Raw genomic sequence first — 22117 nt, 5'->3', positions numbered from 1 at the left:
TCCTCCCTGTCCTTTTTTTGATGGATGCTGCTAGTTTGACTCTGGCGGCGGTCCTTCGCCAGGGTCCTTGCGCGGTGGCTTGGGCCGGGGCGGCTTGCTGGTGTGAATCAGCAACGTCGCCTTCTCCATTTCACCCGCCACCAGCGCAGGCACGGCCTTGAGCGTGCGCACGATGGCCTCGTCGATGGCCTCGCGATGCTCGCGCAGCGGCTTCTTCAGCACCCAGCCCACCACTTCGGACTTGGTGCCCGGATGACCGATGCCCAGGCGCAGCCGCCAGTAGTCGCCCGTGCCCAGTTGCGCATGGATGTCGCGCAGGCCGTTGTGGCCGGCATGGCTGCCGCCGAACTTGAGCTTGGCCTGGCCCGGCAGCACGTCCAACTCGTCGTGCACCACCAGAATCTCTTCCGGTGCGATCTTGAAGAAGCGCGCCAGGGCGCCCACCGACTTGCCCGAGAGGTTCATGAAGGTTTGCGGCTGCAGCAGCCACACGCTCTGGCCACCCACGTTGGCCCGCGCCGCGAAGCCGTGGTAGCTGCGCTCGGGGACCAGGCTCACCTTGAGCTCGCGCGCGAGCTCGTCGATCCACCAGAAGCCCGCGTTGTGCCGCGTGGCTTCGTACTCCGGGCCTGGATTGCCGAGGCCGACGAACAACTTGATCATGCGCAATTATGGAAAAACAAAGAAAAACGGCCCGCATGGCGGGCCGTCTGTCTTGAGTCGCGTTGCTGGAACGCTGATTACTTCTTGCCCTTGGCGGCGGGCTTGGCAGCCGTCTTGCCGGCCGGAGCGGCTGCGTCTGCAGCAGCGCCTTCGGCAGCGGGAGCGGCTTCTTCTTCCACCTTCGGGGCCACGGCGGACACGACCACCGGGTTCACCTTGTTGCCGTGGGGCACGAACTTCACGCCCTTGGGCAGCTTCACGTCCTTGACGGTCAGCGTGGCGCCGGCGGTGAGGCTCGACAGGTCGACTTCGATGAACTCGGGCAGGTCGGCCGGCAGGCAGCTGATTTCCAGTTCGGTCATCACGTGGTTGACCAGGTTGTGCTGCAGCTTCACGGCTTCGGACTCTTCCTCGCCCTTGAAGTGCAGGGGGATCTTGGCCGTCAGGCGGGTGCGGGCGTCGACGCGTTGGAAGTCGATGTGCTGCACGAGCTGCTTGTAGGGGTGGTACTGCACGTCACGCAGCAGGACCTTGCTCACGGCGCCGCCCAGGTCCATCTCGAGGATGGACGAGTGGAAGGCTTCCTTCTTGAGGGCGTGCCACAGCGCGTTGTGATCGAGTTCGATCAGTTGCGGCTGGCCCGAACCACCGTAGACGATGCCGGGCGTCTTGCCCGAGATGCGCAGACGGCGGCTCGCACCCGTACCCTGCTTGGCGCGCTCAAAAGCGACGAATTTCATAGCTGACTCCTAGTGACGCCGACCGCGACCAGTGCGGCGCCGATTGAAAAAAGGGCTCCCTCGAAGGGAGCCCGCTCTTGGTCCGGACCCGACCCCTGTCTTAGAACAGGTTGTCCTGGTCCGAAAACAAACTCATGACCGAATCGCCCTTGGCAATGCGCTGGACCGTCTCGGCGATCAGCGGTGCCACGGACAGCTGGCGGATCTTGCCGCACACGTTGGCGCTGTCGGACAGCGGGATGGTGTTGGTCACCACCACTTCGTCCAGTGCCGACTGCGTGATGCGCTCGATGGCCGGGCCCGAGAAGATCGGGTGCGTGCAATACGCATAGACCTTCTTGGCGCCGCGCTCCTTGAGCACCTCGGCCGCCTTCACCAGCGTGCCGGCCGTGTCGATCATGTCGTCCATGATCACGCAGTTGCGGCCGTCGATCTCGCCGATGACGTTCATCACTTCGCTCACGTTCGCCTTCGGGCGACGCTTGTCGATGATGGCCAGGTCGGTGTTCAGCTGCTTGGCCAGCGCGCGGGCGCGGACCACGCCGCCCACGTCGGGCGAGACCACGATCAGGTCTTCGTAGTTCTTGGCGCGCAGGTCGCCCAGCAGCACCGGCGACGCATAGATGTTGTCGACCGGGATGTCGAAGAAGCCCTGGATCTGGTCGGCATGCAGGTCCATGGTCAGGACCCGGCTCACGCCCACCGTCTGCAGCAGGTTGGCCACCACCTTGGCCGAGATCGGCACGCGGCTGGAACGCGGGCGGCGGTCCTGGCGGGCATAGCCGAAGTAGGGAATCACGGCGCTGATCCGCTCGGCCGATGCGCGCTTGAGCGCGTCGACCATGATCAGCAGTTCCATCAGGTTCTCGTTGGTCGGGGCGCAGGTGGACTGCACCACGAACACGTCGCGAGCACGCACGTTCTGGTTGATCTCGACGGTGACTTCACCATCGGAGAAGCGGCCTACACGCGCCTGGCCCAGCGAGGTGCCCAGGTTGTGGGCGATCTCGGCGGCAAGACCCGGGTTGGCATTGCCGGTGAAAACCATGAAATCAGGATGTGGAGCCTGCATTTAGAGTCCCGGCAAAGCGAAAAACGGCCCTTTCGGGCCTTCGTGGGTCAGGTCGAGAAATTTGGCAGGGGAGAAAGGATTCGAACCTTTGCATGCTGGAATCAAAATCCAGTGCCTTAACCAGCTTGGCGACTCCCCTACACGGGACACCGGAACAATCTCCGGCGACCTATGAATTGTCGCTGTCTGCCCACCCGGCCAGGGGATGGACCGACAAAATTTTGCATTGACGTGCTGCCCAGCCTTGCGGCAAATCGGACAGATCCGTTTCCTGCGTTCTTGCCGCGAACACCGCGCTACCTGAACCGGTCATCCTGGCGCTGAGTCCCTTGGTGCCCAGCCAATCGATGGCGTGGGTGACGGCGGGGCAGAGCCTTTGCGCGACCGGCTGCAGGTCGTTGCGCCCGAAACCGAACATCTGTTCAGTTCCTTGTGCACTGTATGCAGCAAAGCCAGAGAGTATAGCAGTCTTTGTGGAGCGCTCCAGATCGGCTGCAGAAAAAATCGACTTCGTGTCCAGGCCCGCCTCGGGCTTGACCACCACCACCTCGGCAGCGGTGGGCAGTTCGATGGGCGTGATCTGCTCGCCGATGCCTTCGACCCAGGCGTTGTGGCCGCGCAGGAAGAAGGGCACGTCCGCGCCCAGCGCGAGCCCCAGTTCTTCCAGCCTGGACAGCGGCAGCTTCAGCTTCCACAGGCGGTTCAGGGCCAGCAGGCAGGTGGCGGCATCGGAAGATCCGCCGCCCATGCCTGCCTGCGCCGGAATGCGCTTGGCCACGCCGATGTGCGCGCCCATGCCAGCGGGCGCGAGCGCCTGCAGCGCACGCGCTGCGCGCAGCACCAGGTCGTCGGCCGGCAGCGGCGTGGTGAGGTCCTCGCGAGAAAGCTGCCCGTCGCTGCGCAGTTCCACGTGCAGCGTGTCGCACCAGTCCACGAGCATGAACACCGACTGCAGCAGGTGGTAGCCGTCCGCGCGGCGGCCGGTGATGTGCAGGAACAGGTTCAGCTTGGCCGGCGCGGCCAGGTCGTAGAGGGCCTTCATGCTCAGGGCCGCTCGAAGACGATGCGAAGGTCGGCGGTGGGCGTGGGCGATTCGCGCACGGCCTGCAGCCGTCCGGCCTGCACCTGGCTCAGGTCCGGCCGCCAGCCGGGCACGGCCTGCTGGCGCCCGTCCAGCCAGGCGAAGAGGGCGTCCAGCGGAATGGCAGCACCCGTGGCCGCCTCGATCATGGCCTCGGCCGAGTCGAACTGACGGATGTCCGAGCCCGTCTGCAGCGTGGCTTCGCGCGGCGTCCAGCGGGCCAGGCCCAGGGTGCTGCCGATGGGGCTGGTCAACTGCAGCTCGCCGGCGCGCGGGTTGCCGCGCAGGTCGAAGAAGGCGGAAAAGCTTTGCGGCGGCGCGCTGTCCACGCGCAGCGACATGCGCCCGCTCCAATGGCCGGTCGCCGCGTCGGCGGGCGCGGTGCTGCCGACCTGGGCGCAGCCGGCCAGGAGGGTCAGGAGCGCAGCGGCGCTCGCCGCCAGTGCGGCGCGGCGGTGCATCACGGCTTGACGCGCAGGCGCTTGAGGGTTTCCTGCAGCGTCTCGTTCTCGGCGTCGGCCTTCACGGCTTCCTTCCAGACGACCATGGCGCGGTCGCGCTGGCCGCTGCTCCACAGCACTTCGCCCAGGTGCGCCGCGATCTCGGGGTCGGGCCGTTGCTTGTAGGCGGCCTCCAGGATGCGGGTGGCCTCCTGGTTGTTGCCCATGCGGAACTCCACCCAGCCAAGGCTGTCGGCGATGAAGGGGTCGTCCGGGGCCAGTTGAACCGCCTTCTGGATCAGCGTCTTGGCCTCGTCCAGGCGCACCTTGCGATCGGCCAGCGAGTAGCCCAGGGCGTTGTAGGCGTTCTGGTTGTCCGGCTTCATGACGATCAGGCGGCGCAGCAGGCGCTCCATGTCGTCCATGCGGTTGAGCTTCTCGGCCACCATGGCCTGGTCGTAGATCAGGTCGCCGTCTTCCGGGGCCGCCGCGCTGGCTTGCGCCAGAAGGTCGTAGGCCTCCTGGTAGCGCTTGGCGTCGCGCAGCAGCTGCACCTCGGCCAGCTGCTTCTGGCGCCGCTGGTCGGCCGTTGTGGCAGGCAGGGCGCGGATCAGCTCGCGGCCTTCGGCCAGCTTGTCCTGGCGCGCCAGCAGCGCAGCGCGGCGCAACTGGGTGGCATACAGGTCTTCGGGGTTGTCGATCTTGGCTAGCCAGGCCTCGGCGGCCGGGAAGTCCTTGCGCCGCTCGGCCGTCTGCGCGAGAACGAAGTAGGCCTGCGTGAGGGCGCGGCCGCGCTCATCGGTGTCCGCCTGCTTCTCGACCAGCGAGATGTAGCGCTTGACCGAGGTGTCGGCGGCGGCGTCCTGCTTGGCCTGGGCCTGAAGGGTGCCCAGCAGCAGCCAGGGCTCGGGCAGTTCGGGCTGCTGGCGCGTCAGGATCGTCAGCTGGGCGCTCGATTCGGCATAGCGGCGGTCCTGCGCGAGTTCGCGGGCGTAGCCCATGCGCACCTCGGGGCTGGCCTTGGGATTGTCCAGGTAGGCCTTGATCAAGCCCTCGGCGTCTGCCTGGTTGGCGTCCATCAGTTCGAGTGCCAGCACGGCGGGCGCTTCGGCGGTGGCGTCGGCCTGCAGGCCCTTCTTCGCGGCATCCATGGCGCCGGCGCTGTCGCCCGCCGCCAGGCGCACCCGGCCGATGGCGGCCCAGGCCGGGGCGGCGGTAGCCGGGGCCTTGAGCTCGTCCGACAGAGCCTGCTCGACCACCGAGGCGGCCAGTTTCTTGTCGGTGGCGCGCGAGTAGTTGCGCGCGATCACGTTCATCAGCACCGGCTTCTCGACCTGCGGCGTGGCGGCGATCTCGGTGCGCAACGGCTCGGCGGTCTCGGCCAGGCGGTTCATGGCGATCAGGATCTGCAGTTCCAGCCGGCGCGCGTCGCGCGAGTCGGGCAGGGCCTGCTTCCATGCGCGGGCGGCCATCAGCGCAGCGTCGCCGGAGCGCGACTGCAGGGCGATCTCGGTGGCGCGCTGGAAGAGCTGCGGGTCGCGCGTTCGCTTGGCCGAATCGAGCACCAGGGCATAGCCGGCGCCCGGATCACCCGAGCGCAATGTGAGCTCGCCCACCAGCACTTCGTAGAAGACCTGCGCCGTCATGGCCGACGGCACGGCCTCGGGGTCGGCCGGCTTGGCAGGAGGCGCGGCGGGCGGTCCCTGGGGCGCTGGCGCAGCCACGGCCTGCTGCTGCGCAGCGGGGCGTGCGGAAGCGGCCGGCGCGGCTGCGGCGGGCGGTGCAGGGCTGGCTGAAGAACCCGACTGCGCCGAGGGGTCGAGGGATGCACAGGCGCAGGCGCTGAGGGCGAGCAACGCGACCGCCGCAAGGCGGAGTCGGCGGGGCGGAAAGGTCATCGGACCATAATAATCCAAGCAACTTTGGCGACGATTGCAAGGGCCCATCCGGGCGCGGCAGGCGCGCTGCAAGCCTTCCCTCATGCCAGAACTACCCGAAGTCGAAGTCACGCGCCTCGGTTTTGCCGATCGCATCGCCGGCGCGCAGGTGCAGGCCGTGCACCTGGGCAAGCCCCTGCGCTGGGGCCTGGGCATCGATCCGGCTGCGCTGGCGGGCCGCCAGGTGCGTACGGTGCGACGGCGCGGCAAGTACCTGCTGGTCGACCTGGACTCGGGCCTGCTCATGCTGCACCTGGGCATGTCGGGCAGCTTGCGCTTTGCCGACCACCTGCCCGAGGCCGGCAAGCACGACCATTTCGACCTGGTCACCAGCCGCGGCACCCTGCGCCTGAACGACCCGCGCCGCTTCGGCGCCGTGGTCTACGCCGACGACGAGCACGCGCCCGGCGCCATCAAGCTGCTGGGCGGCCTGGGCGTGGAGCCGCTGGGCGAGGACTTCGACCTCGACCACTTCCATGCCGCCCTGCGCGAGCGCCGGGCACCCATCAAGCAGGTGCTGCTGGCGGGAGACCTGGTGGTGGGCGTGGGCAACATCTACGCGTCGGAGGCGCTCTTCGCCGCCGGCATCCGGCCCACCCTGTCGGCCTCGCGCATCAGCCGGCCGCGGGCGGCGCGGCTGCGCGAGGCGGTGCGGACCATCCTGGCGCGCGCGGTGGAGCGCGGCGGCAGCACGCTGCGCGACTTCTCCAACGTGGACGGGCAGGGCGGCTACTTCCAGTTGGAGGCGATGGTCTATGGCCGCGCCGACGAGCCCTGCCGGGTGTGCGGCACGGCCATCCGCCAGTTGCGCCAGGGACAGCGCTCCACCTTCTTTTGCCCACACTGCCAAAAGTACTAGCAGACTGGCCGTTTGGGTGTCTGTGCAACGATTCGGCCACATTGGCTCGCATTGATGGGGACGCAGGCTGGAGCGGGTGCTAATATTTGTAAGTCGACATTTACATTCTCGACCTTGACCCGCTCCTTCAACCAGCAATTCGACCAGCACGGCGCGTGGCGACGCAACTTTGCCCATCGGCTCAAGTGGCTGAGCGGGTGGCTGCGCGAGAACGACCTGCTGGACATGGCGGTCGGCGAGCGCCTGCGCGAGCTGGAGTCGCAGATGCGCACCAGCAAGGTCATGGTGGCCTTCGTCGCCGAGTTCTCGCGCGGCAAGTCCGAGCTGATCAACGCCATCTTCTTCGCCGGCTACGGCCGCCGGATCATGCCCGCCAGCGCCGGCCGCACCACCATGTGCCCGACCGAGCTGGGCTACGACCCGGCCCTGCCACCCAGCCTGCGCCTGCTGCCCATCGAGACCCGCCTGGAGCCGCACTCGCTCTACCACTGGCGCGAAGAGAAGGAGCGCTGGACCGAACTGCCCATCGACGTGCACAACGCCGAGGCCCTGGCCCAGACCATGCACATGGTGGCCGAGGTCGAATGGGTGCCGCTGGAGCGCGCTCGCGAGCTGGGCTTCTGGAGCGACGACAGCCCCGAGGACAACCCTTCGCCCGACAGCCAGGGCCGCGTGGAAATCCCTCGCTGGCGCCATGCGGTGCTCAACATGCCGCACCCGCTGCTCGAGCAGGGCCTGGTCATCCTGGACACCCCGGGCCTGAACGCCATCGGCGCCGAGCCCGAGTTGACGGTGAGCCTCATTCCTCAGGCGCATGCGGTGGTGTTCATCCTGGGCGCCGACACCGGCGTGACGCGCTCGGACCTGTCGATCTGGCGCGAGCACCTGATCACCGAGGGCGATCACAAGGACACCCGCATTGTCGTGCTCAACAAGATCGACACGCTGTGGGACATCCTGAACAGCCCCAGCGAAGTCGAGAAGCAGATCGACCGCCAGTGCAAGGCGTCGGCCAAGGTGCTGGACGTTCCGCTGGAGCATGTGCTGCCCGTGTCTGCCCAGAAGGGCCTGCAGGCCAAGATCAGGCGCGACATGCCGCTGCTGCAGGCCAGCCGCCTGCCGGCACTGGAGGCAGTGCTGGGCGAAGGCCTGCTGGGCAAGCGCGAGACCGTGCTGCGCCTGGCCATCAACAACGGCATCGGCGCGCTGCGCACCGAGGCCGAGCGCATCCTGAAGGTGCGCGCACGCGACCTGTCGGAGCAGGCGCTGGAACTGCAAGGCCTGCGCGGCAAGAACTCCAGCGTGATCCGCCACATGCGCTCGCGCATCGAGAGCGAGCAGTCCGAGTTCGAAGGCAGCAATGCCCGCATCCTGGCCCTGCGCTCGGTGCAGAGCAAGCTGCTGCGCGAGGTGTACGCGGTGCTGGGCAGCACGGCGCTGAAGGCCGACATGGCCAAGCTGGCCGCCGCGCTCAAGCGCCCCGGCATCAAGCTGGCCGTGCGCAAGACCTACGGCGAGACCTTCGACGCCCTGCGCGGCAACCTGCGCGAGGTGCAGGAGACCACGGCCGAGATCCAGGCCATGCTCAACGCCACCTTCCGCCAGCTCAATGCCGAACATGGCTTCACGCTGCTGGCGCCGGCCGAGCCGGACCTGACCGGCTTCGTCAAGCAGCTCAGCCAGATCGAGCAGAGCCACCTGCAGTACCTGGGCGTGGGCAACCTGCTCAAGCTGGCGCAACCCGAGTTCTGCGACAAGCTGGTGCGGGCCCTGGCCAGCCGGCTGCGCGTGGTCAACGAGGCTGCCATGACCGAGGTGGAGCGCTGGAGCAAGGGCGCGGGCGCGCAACTCGACGCGCAGCTCAAGGAGCGCCGCCGCAACTTCGGCCGGCGCATCGAGTCGGTGGAGCGCATCCAGAGCGCCGCCGGCGGCCTCGATGAGCGCCTGGCCGAGATCTCCGCACAGGAAGCCGCGCTCAAGGAGCTGGGCGAGCGCCTGCAGGAGCTGACCTCGCTCATGACCAGCCAGGACGCCGGTCCCACCGGCACCCGTCCCGAACTGCGCGTCGCTTGAGTACCGCCCCGAACGGCCGGGCGCCGCGGGTCAGGGCGGCGCCGCCTGCCGCCATTCCCTTGGCCCTGGCCGGATTCGCGTCGCGAGTCGTGCGCTGGCAGCGCAGCCACGGGCGCAGCGAGTTGCCCTGGCAGAACACGCGAGATCCCTACCGCGTGTGGCTGTCCGAAGTCATGCTGCAGCAGACCCAGGTGAGCACCGTGCTGGGCTATTTCGACCGGTTCCTCGAGCGCTTCCCGACGGTGGCCGATCTGGCCGCGGCGCACGAGGACGAGGTGCTGGGCCTGTGGAGCGGCCTGGGCTACTACAGCCGGGCGCGCAACATGCACCGTTGCGCGCAGGAGGTGGTGTCGCGATTCGGTGGTCGCTTTCCGCCCACCGCCGCGCAGCTGGAAACGCTGCCCGGCATCGGCCGCTCGACCTCGGCCGCGATCGCCTCCTTCTGCTTCGGCGAGCGCGTCGCCATCCTGGACGGCAACGTCAAGCGCGTGTTGACGCGCTTCCTGGGCTTCGATGCCGACCTGGCCTCCGCCGCCAACGAACGCACGCTGTGGGACCTGGCCACGCAACTTCTGCCGCCTGAGGGCGACGAAGCGGACATGCCGGCCTACACCCAGGGCGTGATGGACCTGGGCGCCACCATCTGCACGCCGCGCAAGCCCACCTGCCTGCTGTGCCCGGTGGCCGCCGATTGCAAGGCGAAGGCGCTGGGCGAGCAGGAACGCTTTCCGGTCAAGACCCGCAAGCTGCGGCGCAGCTCGGCTTCGATCTGGATGCTGGTGGCACGCGACACGGCCGGCCGCGTCTGGCTGGAAAAGCGCCCTGCCAAAGGCATCTGGGCCGGGCTGTACTGCCTGCCTTGTTTCGACAGCCGCGAGACCCTGGTTGCCGGCATGCCGGCGTTGCCAGACGAGGCTGACCTGCACGACGCACCAGCCTTCCTTCACGTGCTGACCCACAAGGACTTGCACCTGCATCCGGTGCTGTGGTCGGCGAAGAAGAATGCGCAAGCCTCGGCGCAGGGCGCCTGGTTCGCGTCCGAAGCCTGGCCCGGCCTGGGCCTGCCCGCGCCGGTGCGCAAGCTTCTCTCGGAGCCGCCAGGCGCCTAGAGGTCGTGCAGCTCGCGGTGCCGCTTGAGCGCCGCCCAGCGCTTCTCGAAGGTGCGCGTGAGCTGCTCGACCAGGAACACCGAGCGGTGCTGCCCGCCCGTGCAGCCGATGGCCACCGTGACGTAGCTGCGATGGTCGCGTGCCAGCGCATCCAGCCAGCGCGCAAGGAAGCTCTCGATGTCCTCGTACATGCGCAGCACCTCGTCGTGCTCGCGCAGCCAGTCGGCCACCGGCGCGTCGCGGCCGGTGAGTGGGCGCAGCGCCGGCACGTAGTGCGGATTGGGCAGCATGCGCACGTCGTAGACGAAGTCGGCGTCCAGCGGAATGCCGCGCTTGAAGGCGAAGGATTCGAACACCAGCGTCAGCGAGCTCTGCGGCGCGGCGATCAGGTCCTTGATGTAGCTTTGCAGCTGGGCCGGCCGGATGATGCTGGTGTCGATGATGTCGGCACCGTCGCGCAGGTCGGCGAGCAGTTCGCGCTCCAGCTCGATGGCCTGCACCAGGGCGCGATGGCGCTCGGGTGCGTCCTCGTCGCCCTCCTGGCGCGACAGGGGGTGGCGCCGGCGAGTTTCGGAAAAGCGCCGCACCAGGGCGTCGGTGGTGGAGTCCAGGAACAGCGAGCGCAGCGACACGCCCTCCTGGCGCAGCGCGTCCAGTTGCTGCGGAATGAGCGGGAAGGAGACGCCGCTTCGCACGTCCATCGCAATGGCCACGCGGCGGGCCTGCTGCTGGCGCTCCAGCGCGATGAAGGGCGAGAGCAGCTCGGGCGGCAGGTTGTCGACGCAGTAGTAGCCCGCGTCTTCCAGCGCATGCAGGGCCACGGACTTGCCCGAGCCCGACATGCCGGTGATGAGGATGACTTCCATCGTTGGACCGCTTGCAGGCGCGCCGCTCATGCGCGCGCCTTGGCCGGCGCCGCCGGCTTGCCCAGCATCTCGCGCGCATGGGCCAGCGTGGTGGCCGACACGCGCTCGCCGCCCAGCATGCGGGCGATCTCCTGGTCGCGCGCATCGCTCTCCAGCGTGACGACCTTGCTCTCGATGCGCGGGCCGCCCCCCGCATCCTTTTCCTGCGCGGGCCGCTTGGACACCAGCAGGTGGTGATCGGCGCACGCGGCCACCTGGGGCAGGTGCGTCACGGCCAGCACCTGCCGGTCCTGGCCGAGCTGCTGCATGAGCCGGCCCACCGTCTCGGCGACCGCACCGCCCACGCCGGAGTCGACCTCGTCGAAGATCAGCGTCTGGGCTTCGCCCAGCCGGCTGGTGGTCACCGCGATGGCCAGCGCGATGCGCGAGAGCTCGCCGCCCGAGGCCACCTTGCCGATGGGCCGCGGGGTGCTGCCGGCGTGGCCGCTGACGAGGAAGCCCACGTCTTCCAGGCCGTGGCGGCTGGGCTGCGCGAGCGGCGAGAGCGCCACGTCGAAGCGGCCGCCCTGCATGCCCAGGCCCTGCATGGATTCGGTGATCGACTTGGCCAGGCGCGGCGCTGCCGCCTGCCGGGCCTTGCCCAGGGCGCGCGCTTCCTTCATGAAGGCCTGCTGCGCGCTGCGCTCCGCGCGTTCCAGCGCGTCGAGGTCGCTGGCCGCGTCCAGGGCCTTGAGCTCTTCCTGCCAGCCGGCCAGCAGGGCCGGCAGTTCTTCCGGCGTGCGGCGGTAGCGGCGCGCCAGGGACATCCACAGGCCCATGCGCTCGTCCAGCTCGGCCAGGCGCTGCGGATCGGTGTCCGCATGGCGCAGGTAACCGTGCAGGCTGTGTGCCGCGTCGGCGGCCTGCGCCACGCTGGAGGCCAGCACTTCGCCCAGTGCCTTGAACTCGGGCTCGATGTGCTCGCAGCCCTGCAGCAGCGACAGGGCGCGATGCAGGGCGACCAGGGCGCCCTGCTCGTCATCCTCGAGCGCCGAGCGCGCGCCCTCGGCCGCGTCGATCAGCGCCTGGGCATTGGAGATGCGCGAATGGCTTGCTGACAGCTCTTCCCATTCGTCGGTGCCGGGCGCGAGCTTGGCGAGTTCGCCGATCTGCCACTGCAGCCGCTCGCGCTCGCGCAGCAGCGAATCCTGGGCGCTGCGGGCGGATTCGAGCGCGGCACCCGCCTGGCGCCAGGCTTGCCAGGTGGCTTCCAGCGAATCCTCGCTGACGCCGGCATAGGCATCGAGCAGGCCGCGCACGGCGTCCGGGCGTGTCAGGCTCTGCCAGGCGTGCTGGCCGTGGATGTCGAGCAGGCGCTCGCCCAGTTCGCGCAGCTGCGCGGCGGTGGCGGGGCTGCCGTTGATCCAGCCGCGGCTGCGGCCCTGCAGGTCGACGGTGCGGCGCAGCAGCAACTCGCCCGCGCCAGCGTCGAAGCCGCCTTCGTCCAGCCATTCGGCCAGCGAGGGGGCGGGGTCGAACTCGGCACTTACGTCCAGGCGCTGCGCGCCCTCGCGCACCGAGCCGGGGTCGGCGCGGCTGCCCAGCGCCAGCTGCAGCGCGTCGATCAGGATGGATTTGCCGGCACCTGTCTCGCCGGTCAGCACGGTGAAGCCGGACGACAGGTCGATGTCCAGCGAACGCACGATCACGAAATCGCGCAGCGTGATCCTTCGCAGAGCCAAGTCAGGAGCCCCCCTCGTTCCAATGCAGTTTCTTGCGCAACGTGTCGAAATAGCTCCAGCCCTTGGGGTGCAGGAAGCGGACGTTCAGGTGCGAGCGCCGCACCACGATGCGGTCGCCATGGGCCAGCGTGGCCAGCGACTGCATGTCGAAATTGGCGCTGGCGTCGCGCCCCGCCACCAGCTCGATGGTGATCGGCTCGTCGTCCGCCAGCAGGATGGGGCGGTTGGACAGTGTGTGCGGCGCGATCGGCACCAGCACCCAGCCCGACACGGAAGGATGCAGCAGCGGCCCGCCGGCCGACAGCGCGTAGGCGGTGGAACCGGTGGGCGTGGCGATGATCAGGCCGTCGGCCCGCTGGTTGGCCACGAAATGGCGGCCCACCGACACGCGCAGCTCCACCATGCCGGAGGTGGCGCCGCGGTTGACCACCACGTCGTTCATGGCCAGCGCCTCGAACACGGTCTCGCCGTCGCGCACCACCTGGCCCAGCATCAGGCCGCGGCGGTCTTCCTCGTACTCCCCGGCGAGCATGGGCACCAAGGTGGACTGGTAGGTGTCCAGCGCAATGTCGGTGATGAAGCCCAATCGGCCGCGGTTGATGCCGATCAGCGGCACGCCGTAGGGCGCCAGCTGGCGCCCGATGCCCAGCATGGTGCCGTCGCCGCCCACGACCAGGCCCAGGTCGCAGTGCTGGCCGATGTCTTCGACGCTGAGCGCCGGATAGCGCCCGGGCGCCGTGCTTTCGTCGCCCTGCAGGGCGGAAACCTGGCAGCCCTGGGATTCCAGGAAGCGGCCGATGCTGTCCAGCATCTCGTCAGGCGCGCCCGACTGCGCGCGAATACCGTACTGCTGGTATTTTCCAATGAGCGCAACGTGCCGGAAGCCTAGGGTCATACACAAATTACAACATTAAAATCAAACCATGCTGGACGAACGCGCACGTCTTTTGCTCAAGACACTGGTAGAGCGGTACATCGCCGATGGCCAGCCCGTGGGCTCGCGCACATTGTCACGTGTGCCGGGGCTGGAGCTTTCGCCCGCAACCATCCGGAACGTGATGTCCGACCTGGAGGACCACGGCCTGATCACCAGTCCCCATACCTCCGCTGGCCGCATCCCCACGGCGCGCGGCTACCGCCTGTTCGTGGACACCATGCTGACGGTGAACCGTGACGAGATCACGGCACCCGCCGCCCTGCCCGCCGACCAGCCGCAGAAGGTGATCGCCAGCGCGGCCAACCTGCTGTCGAACATGTCGCAGTTCGTGGGGGTGGTGATGGCGCCGCGGCGCACCTCCACATTCAGGCACATCGAGTTCCTGCGGCTGTCCGAGAAGCGCCTGCTGGTCATCATCGTCTCGCCCGACGGGGACGTGCAGAACCGGGTGATCTTTCCGGAGGTGGACTTCAGCCAGTCGGAGCTGGTCGAGGCCTCCAACTACATCAACGCCAACTTCTCGGGCTTGTCGCTGGAGCAGGTGCGGGACAAGTTGCAGACCGAGATCGACTCCCTGCGCGGCGAGATCGCCCAGCTGATGAAGACCGCGGTGCAGTTGGGCGCCGAGGCCATGACCGAGGAGGAGGCCGTGGTGATCGCCGGCGAGCGAAACCTTCTGTCGGTGAGCGACTTCTCCAGCGACATGACGCACCTGCGCCGTGCCTTCGAGCTGTTCGAGCAGAAGGCGCAGCTCATGCGCCTGCTGGACGTCTCGAGCAAGGGCGAGGGTGTGCGCATCTTCATCGGCGGCGAAAGCAAGGTCGTGCCCTACGAGGAACTGTCGGTGGTCAGCGCGAATTACGAGGTGGACGGCCAGGTGGTCGGCACGCTGGGCGTGATCGGGCCGACTCGCATGCCTTACGAGCGCATGATCCAGATCGTGGACATCACTTCGCGCCTGGTCAGCAATGCGCTGAGCCACCGAAAGTAGAATTGCGCCCCACGTGGGCCGTTAGCTCAGTTGGTTAGAGCAGCGGACTCATAATCCGTTGGTCGCTGGTTCAAGCCCAGCACGGCCTACCAAATTTCCCGCGTCGTCGACACTGCAGCCTGGCTTCGCCAAAGGCGCGAAGTCCTTCGCTGCGCCTCGGCCTCAGGGCAGCCAGGTCTTCTCCAGACGCTTGGCCACCGCCTCGCCCGACGGCCCCGCGCCCTCGACCGCGGCACGCAAATCGTCCTCCGACACGCCAAAGCGCTCGGTCCAGTAGCGCACGTCCTCGGGGTCGCCGAGGTTCACCTGGGTTCGTTCTTTCGAATCGAAGTCCTGCGAATCGGTCATGGCGGTATTCCTTCTTCTGGCGGTGAAGGCATCGACCGTAGCCTTCGCCCGGCGCTGCGACTGCAGGCCCGCATGCGGACTGGCTGACGGATAAAGCCGCCTGCGCACGGATGCGCGCGGGAAAAAAAGAAACCCGCCGGGTGGCGGGTTCAACGACAGTCTCAGAGGATGGAGGAGGGGGAGGAGAAGAGCGAGAGCTGTCGAGCCCCCACTTTGCGAGTCTTTCCTTAAGCCTGCCTTAATGGCGGGCCCGGCGCGACGCCGCGCGTACAGGCGGGGCGGATCGACGCATGGACAAGAGCCCGCGGATGGCGCACCCTACGCCGCTCGGATGGAGCGATCGACATGAATCAGAAGCCACCCACGGTACCTTCGGGCCTGCGCTGGACGCCCGAGCGTGCTGACTTGCCGGCGTTCACCCAATCCCGAGGCCTCCTCAACATCCGCCTGCTCAAGGCCCTGATGGTGTTCAGCGTAGGCGTGTGGGGCGTGCTGGTGGCCCTGGGCAACCTGCTGGACTACGGCTCCAACTGGCAGTTCGTGCAGCACGTGCTGTCGATGGACACGGTCTTTCCCGACAACCATCTTCGCTACCGCGCCATCACCGATCCGACCCTGCAGACGGCCAGTTACTGGCTCATCATCGCCGTCGAGTGGCTCATGGGCCTCATGTGCCTGGCGGGCGCATGGCGACTCTGGCGCACGCGCAGCAACGCCGCCGCGTTCGTGGCCGCCAAGCCGCTGGCGGCGGCGGGGCTGGTGCTGGTGTTCCTGCTGTATTACCTGGGCTTCGTCGTCATCGGGGGCGAGTGGTTCTCGATGTGGCAGTCGGCCACCTGGAACGGCCAGTCCAAGGGCGCCATGTTCGCCGGCAGTGCCGTGGTGGTGCTCATCGTCCTGCTGATCCGCGAAGAGCAATGAGCGAGCCCACGGGTGGCCGCCACCTCTCTGCTGCGCGTGGATCGGAGCGCCGGTCGCGTCGCGCCGAGGGGCGCGGCGCGCACTCGGCCAGCCGCATCAGGCCGGAACCGGCATTCCTTGCAAGTCGGCCAGCGAGCCGGGCATCGTGATCAGGCGCAGGGATCGATCCGCCGCGATCTGCACGTCGCTCAGGAAGCGCAGGTCGCAGTCGCCGATGGTGATGGTGTCGCCATTGCGAAGGTCATGCTGCATGATTCGCATGCCATTCAGGAAGGTGCCGTTGCGGCTGCCGATGTCGACAATGGAATAGCGCGCGCCATCCCAGTCGATCATCGCGTGCTTGCGGCTCACGCGATCGCGGTCGACGACCAGCGAGTTGTTCTGGTTGCGGCCGATGGTGGTCATGCGGCCGCTGATGTAGACCTGTCTACTGCTGCGGTCCCTGGCAAGGATGATCAATCTGGGCATGGCGATGAAATGGGTAGTACTAAGGGATGCCCAGACTTTACGAAGCAGTCCAAAGTAGCCAAAGGGAGAAAAGAGAGGACTTTTGGTCTCTGTTTCGCGGCCATGACAGGCGACCATGACAAAGTTCTCGATACGCTGCGCAGTTGCTGCAGACGGCATGACGCATGTCGCATCGACGGCGCGGCTGGTTGCCTGGCGCGAACTCCTCATTTTTTCGCAACGAGCCTAAACTTGTGTCATAATCGAGGGCTTCGCAGTTGACGCACTTTGAATGATCAAATTCAAGGCGCTGCCAAGGTAGCAATACCCAGGCATGCTAGAATTGCGAGCTGTGCGGCTGTAGCTCAGTTGGATAGAGTACTTGGCTACGAACCAAGGGGTCGTGGGTTCAATTCCTGCCAGCCGCACCAACATTCACGGGTCAGTTCCTTTGCGGGAACTGACCCGTTTTCTTTTTGCCAGCCGCCTTTCTCAGGCCGCCATGCCGGCAAAGGCGAAGTCCACCTCGGGCTTGAGCCCGCTCACGATGCGCGCGATCGACTTGCCCGAGCCGCAGGCGTGCGTCCAGCCCAGCGTGCCGTGCCCCGTGTTCAGGAACAGGTTGGCCAGCTTCGACTTGCCGATGATCGGCACGTTGCTGGGCGTGGCCGGACGCAGGCCGGTCCAGAAGCGGGCCTGCGAGGTGTCGCCCGCGCCGGGGAACAGCTCTTCCACTCGGCGCACGATGGCCTCGCAGCGCGTCGCGTTCAGGTCGCGGTCGTAGCCGTTGAGTTCGGCCGTGCCGGCGATGCGCATGCGGTCGCCGTCTTCGGAGGTGTAGCGCGAGAACACCAGCTTGTATTCGTCGTCGGTGAGCGAGGTCTCGTAGGCGCGGCTCGCGTCCTTCACCGGCAGCGTCACCGAATAGCCCTTGGCCGGGTAGATCGGCAGCCGGATGCCCAGCGGCTGCGCCAGCAGCGCGCTGAACGAACCTGCCGCGAGCACGAAGGCATCGCCCTGAATGCGCTGGAAGCGGCCGGTGTCGTCCGTGACTTCCACGTGGTCGATGCGCCCGCCGGTCTGGCGTAGCGCGGTGATGCTGTGGCTCATCCTGAACTCGACGCCACTGGCCTGCGCCATCCGGGCGAGGGCGCGCGCGAAGGCGTTGGCATCGCCCGATTCATCCTCGGCGGTGTAGGTGGCACCGGCGAGCTTCGACCGGATGTGCTTGAGCGCCGGCTCGATGGCCACGGCCTCGTCGGCCGAAATCACGCGGCGCTCGCAGCCCAGTGCGCGCATCTGCTCGGCCGGTGCCAGCGCGCCGTCGAACTCCTTGGCGTTGGTGTAGAAGTGCAGGATGCCCTGGGTGCGCTGCTCGTAGTCGATGCCGGTGTCGCGCCGCAACTCCTGCAGCATGGTGCGGCTGTAGGTGCCCAGCTGCACGATCTGGCGGATGTTGTGGCGCGTGCGCGCCGGCGTGCATTCGCGCAAGAAGGACAAGCCCCAAAGCCACTGCCGCAGATCCGAGCGCAGCCGGAAGAGCAGGGGCGCATCTTCCTTGCCCAGCCATTGCAGCAGCTTCAGCGGAGCACTGGGGTTGGCCCAGGGCTCGGCATGGCTCACCGAGATCTGGCCGCCATTGGCGAAGCTGGTTTCGGCGCCCGGGGTGGCTTGCCGGTCGATCACGGTCACCTGGTGACCGAGTTGCTGGAGGTAGTAGGCCGAGGTGGTGCCGAGCAGGCCGGCACCGAGGACGATCACGCGCATGGAGAACCCTTTCGAGGTTGCAGCGCTTGAACGGGCGGGGGATGCGCGACGACGAATGCCACCGGGGAAAATCGATGGGCAACCGGGCCGCGTGCATGCTCGCACGTCCAAGTTGCCGCTCCCCCTGTCCTTGGTACCTGAGAGATTCATCCGCTGCACCCGCAACGGACTTGCTCCTTCGGTGCATCGCAATGGCTTGCGATGGCTCTCCAGACGGCACTGACAGTATCTGCAGTACAGGCCCTGGCTGGGCCGACCTGAGCGTTTATGGGAGTTTGCGCCTTCGGTGGGGCAAATGGCTTTGCCCGCTCTCCTGCAGAGCCGCGATTGTAGTTCAGGCCTATCATTTCCTTGAAGAGAAAACACGCAAGGACGATGAGCAAGGCATTCACCAAGGAAAGCGACGCCGGCGACGACGAGGAAGACGGCGCGCTGCCTTCCATTCCCGCCGGTACCCGCAACTACATGACGCCGGGCGGCTTCGAGCGCCTGCGCGGCGAGCTGCTCCAGCTGATGGACGACGAGCGGCCCAAGGTGGTCGAGGCGGTGCACTGGGCCGCCAAGAACGGCGATCGCTCGGAGAACGGCGACTACCTCTACGGCAAGAAGCGCCTGCGCGAGATCGACCGGCGCATCCGCTTCCTCACCAAGCGGCTGGAGATCGCCGAAGTGACCGACCCCTCGGTGCACCACGGCAGCGACCAGGTCTACTTCGGCGCCACCGTCACCTACGCCGACGAAAGCGGCGAGGAGCGCAGCGTCACCATCCTGGGCATCGACGAGGCAGAAAGCAGCCAGCAGCAGGTGAGCTGGATCTCGCCCATCGCGCGGGCGCTGCTGAAGTCACGCGAAGGCGACGTGGTGAAGCTGGTCACGCCCGGCGGCGTGCACGAGGTCGAGGTGCTGGAGGTCCGCTACCCGACGCCCCACTGATCAAAGGGTCAGGGCGCAGGCACGGTGCGCACCGCGCTGAGCACGGAGGGCGTGCGGCGCACCGCGCGCAGCACGTGGTCCAGGTGCGTGCGGTCGCGCACGGCAATCACGAAGCGCAGGTCGGTGGAGTCCTGCGGCACTTCTTCCGACATTTCCACGTGTGTGATGTCGGCCTCGGCGGCCGACAGCGATGCGGCCACGCGGGCCAGCACGCCCTTGTCGTTGCGCACGGTGATGACGATGCCGGTCTCGAAGGTGCGGACCGGCTCGTCCGACCATTCCACCGCGAAGAATCGCTCGCTGTCGCGATAGCGCAGGCGCTGGCCCACGCCGCATTCGTCGGTATGCACCACCAGGCCTTCGCCATGGCCCAGGTAGCCGACGATCGCGTCGCCCGGAATGGGGCGGCAGCACAGGGCGAAGCGCACCGACGAGTTCTCGCTGCCGTCCAGCGTGACGGCGCCTTGCGAGACCGTCTCGTGCGCGGTGAAGCGCTCGCGGCTGAGCATGAGCGCGTCGGGCCGCTCGCCGCGCTCGGCCAGCAGGGCCATGAGCCGCTTGGCCACGATGGTGGCGATGCGCTTGCCCAGTCCGATGTCGGTGACCAGTTCGACGCGGGTGCGGTTGCCGGTGAAGCGCAGCAGCTTTTCCCACACGCCCTGGTGCTCGTCGTCGTCGGCCGGCAGGCTGCCCAGGCCCTCGGCGCGCAGTGCCTGGGCCAGCAGGCGCTCGCCCAGCTGTTCGGACTCGGCCTGCGCCAGGGTCTTGAGATAGTGGCGGATCTTGGAGCGCGCGCGGCCGGTGCGCACGAAGCCCAGCCAGGCCGGATTCGGGTTGGAGGTGGGCGCGGTGACCACCTCCACCACGTCGCCGTTCTTGAGCTCGGTGCGAAGCGGCACCTGGTCGCCGTTGATGCGCGCGGCCGAGGTGTGGTCGCCCACGTTGCTGTGGATGGCGTAGGCGAAGTCGATCACCGTGGCGCCGCGCGGCAGCGCCAGGATCTGGCTCTTGGGCGTGAACACGTAGACCGCGTCGGGGAACAGGTCCACCTTGACGTGGTCCCAGAACTCGGCCGCATCGCGGGTCTCGTCCTGGATGTCGAGCAGGGACTGCAGCCACTTGGTGCCCAGCCGCTCGTTGCTGGCCGGCGCCGGGTCGGAAGCCTTGTAGAGCCAGTGCGCCGCCACGCCCGATTCGGCCACCACGTGCATGGCCTCGGTGCGCAGCTGGAACTCGACGTTCACGCTCGAAGGGCCCACCAGCGTGGTGTGCAGCGACTGGTAGCCGTTGACCTTCGGGATGGCGATGTGATCCTTGAACTTGCCAGGCAGCGGCTTGTACATCTGGTGCAGGATGCCCAGGCCGGTGTAGCAGCTCACCACCGTCGGCATGATCAGCCGGAAGCCGTAGATGTCGGTCACCTGGGCAAAGCTCAGGTGCTTGTCCTGCATCTTGCAGTAAATGGAGTAGAGCGTCTTCTCGCGCCCGGCGATCCGCACTGGGATGCTGGCTGCGGCGAAGGCGCCCTCCAGCTCCTTCTGCACCTTCTGGATCAGGTCGCGGCGCCGGCTGCGGGCCTTGGTGACCGCCTTCGACAGCACGGTGTAGCGCCACGGCAACAGGTGCTTGAAGGACTCTTCCTGCAGCTCGCGGTAGGTCTGGTTCAGGCCCAGCCGGTGCGCGATGGGCGCGTAGATGTCCAGCGTTTCCTTGGAGATGCGGCCCCACTTCTCGCGCGGCGCATCGTCCAGCGTGCGCATGTTGTGGGTGCGGTCGGCCAGCTTGATGAGGATGACGCGCACGTCGCGCGCCATGGCCAGCAGCATCTTGCGGAAGGACTCGGCCTGGTTCTCTTCACGGGTGTTGAACTGCAGCTTGTCCAGCTTGGTCAGGCCGTCCACCAGTTCGGCGACCGGAGCGCCGAAGCGCTCGATCAGCTCGGCCTTGGTGACCCCGCAGTCCTCGATGGCGTCGTGCAGCAGGGCGGCCATCAGGGCCTGGGCGTCCAGCTTCCATTCGGCGCACTGGGCGGCGACGGCGATCGGGTGGGTGATGTAGGGCTCACCGCTGTTGCGCAGCTGGCCCAGGTGGGCCTCGTCCGCGAAGCGGTAGGCGCGGCGCACCATCTCGGTGTCTTCCGCGTCCAGGTAGTCGAGCTTGGCCGTCAGTGCGGCGAAGCTGGCGGCCGCGGCATTCAGCGACGCCGGCGTCGGGCGGTGGGCTCCGGCGGGGGCGTTCTGCTTGGGTTTGGCGACCGCACTCATACCCTCACTTTAGCGTGGCCGGTGCCCAAGCGTGCCCAGACGTAAAAAAAGGCACCACAAAGGGTGCCTTTCTCGGTGAAAGTGACTGGCCGCTATCAGCCCGGCACCTTCTTGAGCATCTCGATGCCGACCTTGCCTTCGGCCACTTCGCGCAGGGCGGTCACGCCCGGCTTGTTCTTGCTCTCGATCTTGGGCGCGTGGCCCTGGCTGAGCATGCGGGCACGGTAGGTGGCCACCAGCACGAGCTGAAAGCGGTTGGGAATCTGTTGCAGGCAATCTTCGACAGTGATGCGGGCCATCGTTGAGCTTTCGGGTGGTGGTCTGTCAGGAAATGTTCAGCGCGGCGAAGGTCTCGGCTCGCAGGCGGCGCTGGGCGGTGTAGCGCAGCCGCTGCGCATGCACGATCGCTTTGAGGTCGAAAAGCGCGCGTTCAAATATCTCGTTGATTATAACGAAATCGAACTCGCTGGCCTGGGCCATCTCCTCGGCGGCGTTCTTCAGCCGCAGTTCGATGACTTCGTCGCTGTCCTCGCCCCGGCGTTCCAGGCGCGAGCGCAGCTCTTCCCAGCTGGGCGGCAGGATGAAGATCAGCACCGCGTTGGCAAAGGCCTTGCGGATCTGCAGCGCGCCCTGGAAGTCGATTTCCAGCACCACGTCGGCGCCCTGGGCGATGCGCTCCTCGATGGCCCGCTTGGAGGTGCCGTAGCGCTGGCCATGCACGTGCGCCCATTCGACAAAGGCCTCGCCTTCGACCATGGCGTCGAACTCGGCATGCGAGGCGAAGAAGTATTCGCGGCCATGCTTTTCCTGCCCGCGCGGGGGGCGCGTGGTGTGCGAGACCGAGGGCTGGACGGCCGAGTCCAGTTCCATCAGGGCCTTGACCAGGCTCGACTTGCCGGCACCGCTGGGCGCCGCGACCACGAAGATGTTTCCGGGATAGTCCATGTC

At 67.4% G+C, this 22117-nt stretch carries 21 protein-coding genes, 3 tRNA genes and 1 riboswitch; of the genes, 8 read left to right on the top strand and 16 right to left on the bottom strand.

The annotated features are described in order from the left end of the window. Positions 1-30: 30 nt before the first annotated feature. The 7 genes from pth to BM345_RS18180 form a co-directional block, all read right to left on the bottom strand. Positions 31-663 (bottom strand): aminoacyl-tRNA hydrolase, encoded by a 633-nt coding sequence (gene pth / locus BM345_RS18210; RefSeq protein ID WP_093381725.1) that lies wholly within the window; start codon positions 661-663, stop codon positions 31-33. A 77-nt stretch (positions 664-740) separates the two neighbouring features. Next, on the bottom strand, positions 741-1403 hold the full coding sequence (locus tag BM345_RS18205) for a 50S ribosomal protein L25/general stress protein Ctc (protein ID WP_093381723.1): 663 nt from the start codon (positions 1401-1403) through the stop codon (positions 741-743). 100 nt (positions 1404-1503) lie between these two features. Next, positions 1504-2475: a ribose-phosphate pyrophosphokinase gene (locus BM345_RS18200; RefSeq protein WP_093381721.1), complete on the bottom strand. Its 972-nt coding sequence runs from the start codon at positions 2473-2475 to the stop codon at positions 1504-1506. Positions 2476-2537: 62 nt separating this feature from the next. Then, positions 2538-2614, bottom strand: a tRNA-Gln gene (locus BM345_RS18195). A gap of 30 nt (positions 2615-2644) precedes the next feature. Beyond that, positions 2645-3517, bottom strand: a complete 873-nt coding sequence (ispE, locus tag BM345_RS18190) for a 4-(cytidine 5'-diphospho)-2-C-methyl-D-erythritol kinase (RefSeq protein WP_093381719.1) — start codon at positions 3515-3517, stop codon at positions 2645-2647. Between the two features lie 2 nt (positions 3518-3519). Then, positions 3520-4017, bottom strand: coding sequence for a lipoprotein insertase outer membrane protein LolB (locus BM345_RS18185; RefSeq protein WP_093381717.1), 498 nt, complete (start codon positions 4015-4017; stop codon positions 3520-3522). Continuing rightward, positions 4017-5894: a UDP-N-acetylglucosamine--peptide N-acetylglucosaminyltransferase SPINDLY family protein gene (locus tag BM345_RS18180; protein WP_093381716.1), complete on the bottom strand. Its 1878-nt coding sequence runs from the start codon at positions 5892-5894 to the stop codon at positions 4017-4019. The genes BM345_RS18185 and BM345_RS18180 overlap by 1 nt, the downstream gene beginning before the upstream one ends. 82 nt (positions 5895-5976) lie before the next feature. Between BM345_RS18180 and mutM the strand changes: the two genes are divergently transcribed. The 3 genes from mutM to mutY all read left to right on the top strand — a co-directional run bounded on the left by mutM (position 5977) and on the right by mutY (position 9974). Continuing rightward, a complete protein-coding gene (mutM, locus tag BM345_RS18175) occupies positions 5977-6792 on the top strand; it encodes a bifunctional DNA-formamidopyrimidine glycosylase/DNA-(apurinic or apyrimidinic site) lyase (RefSeq protein ID WP_093381714.1) in 816 nt (271 codons plus the stop codon). Between the two features lie 114 nt (positions 6793-6906). Next, complete coding sequence (locus tag BM345_RS18170) at positions 6907-8865, top strand: dynamin family protein (protein ID WP_093381713.1); 1959 nt, start codon at positions 6907-6909, stop codon at positions 8863-8865. A gap of 53 nt (positions 8866-8918) precedes the next feature. Further along, a complete protein-coding gene (gene mutY / locus BM345_RS18165) occupies positions 8919-9974 on the top strand; it encodes an A/G-specific adenine glycosylase (RefSeq protein WP_093381789.1) in 1056 nt (351 codons plus the stop codon). On the opposite strand, the gene rapZ is transcribed toward mutY, so the two are convergent. Genes rapZ through BM345_RS18150 form a run of 3 tightly spaced genes read right to left on the bottom strand, consistent with a single transcriptional unit; the run spans position 9971 to position 13456 of the window. Next, positions 9971-10840, bottom strand: a complete 870-nt coding sequence (rapZ, locus tag BM345_RS18160; RefSeq protein ID WP_093381711.1) for an RNase adapter RapZ — start codon at positions 10838-10840, stop codon at positions 9971-9973. The two genes, mutY and rapZ, sit on opposite strands and share 4 nt — an antisense overlap. 26 nt (positions 10841-10866) lie before the next feature. After that, on the bottom strand, positions 10867-12561 hold the full coding sequence (recN, locus tag BM345_RS18155; protein ID WP_093381710.1) for a DNA repair protein RecN: 1695 nt from the start codon (positions 12559-12561) through the stop codon (positions 10867-10869). A gap of 1 nt (position 12562) precedes the next feature. Continuing rightward, a complete protein-coding gene (locus BM345_RS18150; RefSeq protein ID WP_093381708.1) occupies positions 12563-13456 on the bottom strand; it encodes an NAD kinase in 894 nt (297 codons plus the stop codon). A gap of 28 nt (positions 13457-13484) precedes the next feature. Between BM345_RS18150 and hrcA the strand changes: the two genes are divergently transcribed. Then, positions 13485-14489, top strand: a complete 1005-nt coding sequence (gene hrcA / locus BM345_RS18145; protein ID WP_093381707.1) for a heat-inducible transcriptional repressor HrcA — start codon at positions 13485-13487, stop codon at positions 14487-14489. Positions 14490-14504: 15 nt separating this feature from the next. After that, a tRNA-Ile gene (locus BM345_RS18140) sits at positions 14505-14581 on the top strand. 70 nt (positions 14582-14651) lie between these two features. Here the strand turns inward: BM345_RS18140 and BM345_RS18135 are convergent. After that, complete coding sequence (locus BM345_RS18135) at positions 14652-14837, bottom strand: DUF3606 domain-containing protein (RefSeq protein WP_093381705.1); 186 nt, start codon at positions 14835-14837, stop codon at positions 14652-14654. A 345-nt stretch (positions 14838-15182) separates the two neighbouring features. Here BM345_RS18135 and BM345_RS18130 point away from each other — a divergent pair, with 345 nt between their 5' ends. Beyond that, complete coding sequence (locus tag BM345_RS18130) at positions 15183-15758, top strand: DUF2165 family protein (RefSeq protein WP_093381704.1); 576 nt, start codon at positions 15183-15185, stop codon at positions 15756-15758. Positions 15759-15854: 96 nt separating this feature from the next. Here the strand turns inward: BM345_RS18130 and BM345_RS18125 are convergent, their stop codons facing one another. Further along, positions 15855-16436: an FHA domain-containing protein gene (locus BM345_RS18125; protein ID WP_093381702.1), complete on the bottom strand. Its 582-nt coding sequence runs from the start codon at positions 16434-16436 to the stop codon at positions 15855-15857. A 123-nt stretch (positions 16437-16559) separates the two neighbouring features. On the opposite strand from BM345_RS18125, the gene BM345_RS18120 reads away from it, so the two are divergent. Then, positions 16560-16636 (top strand) — tRNA-Arg (locus tag BM345_RS18120). Positions 16637-16697: 61 nt separating this feature from the next. Here the strand turns inward: BM345_RS18120 and BM345_RS18115 are convergent. Next, the gene (locus BM345_RS18115) at positions 16698-17972 is read right to left on the bottom strand and encodes a D-amino acid dehydrogenase (protein ID WP_093381701.1); all 1275 of its coding nucleotides are present in this window, start codon (positions 17970-17972) and stop codon (positions 16698-16700) included. 114 nt (positions 17973-18086) lie between these two features. Then, positions 18087-18195: riboswitch (glycine riboswitch) on the bottom strand. 152 nt (positions 18196-18347) lie between these two features. Here BM345_RS18115 and greB point away from each other — a divergent pair. Further along, positions 18348-18905 carry a transcription elongation factor GreB gene (gene greB / locus BM345_RS18110; RefSeq protein WP_093381699.1) on the top strand — a complete coding sequence of 186 codons (558 nt, stop codon included), beginning with the start codon at positions 18348-18350 and terminating at the stop codon, positions 18903-18905. A gap of 8 nt (positions 18906-18913) precedes the next feature. On the opposite strand, the gene BM345_RS18105 is transcribed toward greB, so the two are convergent. The 3 genes from BM345_RS18105 to gmk all read right to left on the bottom strand — a co-directional run bounded on the left by BM345_RS18105 (position 18914) and on the right by gmk (position 22114). Continuing rightward, the gene (locus tag BM345_RS18105) at positions 18914-21169 is read right to left on the bottom strand and encodes a RelA/SpoT family protein (RefSeq protein ID WP_093381698.1); all 2256 of its coding nucleotides are present in this window, start codon (positions 21167-21169) and stop codon (positions 18914-18916) included. Between the two features lie 95 nt (positions 21170-21264). Continuing rightward, positions 21265-21468, bottom strand: a complete 204-nt coding sequence (gene rpoZ / locus BM345_RS18100) for a DNA-directed RNA polymerase subunit omega (RefSeq protein WP_093381697.1) — start codon at positions 21466-21468, stop codon at positions 21265-21267. Positions 21469-21493: 25 nt separating this feature from the next. After that, a complete protein-coding gene (gene gmk / locus BM345_RS18095; protein WP_093381695.1) occupies positions 21494-22114 on the bottom strand; it encodes a guanylate kinase in 621 nt (206 codons plus the stop codon). Positions 22115-22117 lie beyond the last annotated feature (3 nt).

Origin of the sequence: Variovorax sp. OV329 (assembly GCF_900114785.1) — a bacterium.
Lineage (GTDB): Bacteria > Pseudomonadota > Gammaproteobacteria > Burkholderiales > Burkholderiaceae_C > Variovorax.
This window is presented reverse-complemented; position numbering and strand designations above follow the sequence as displayed.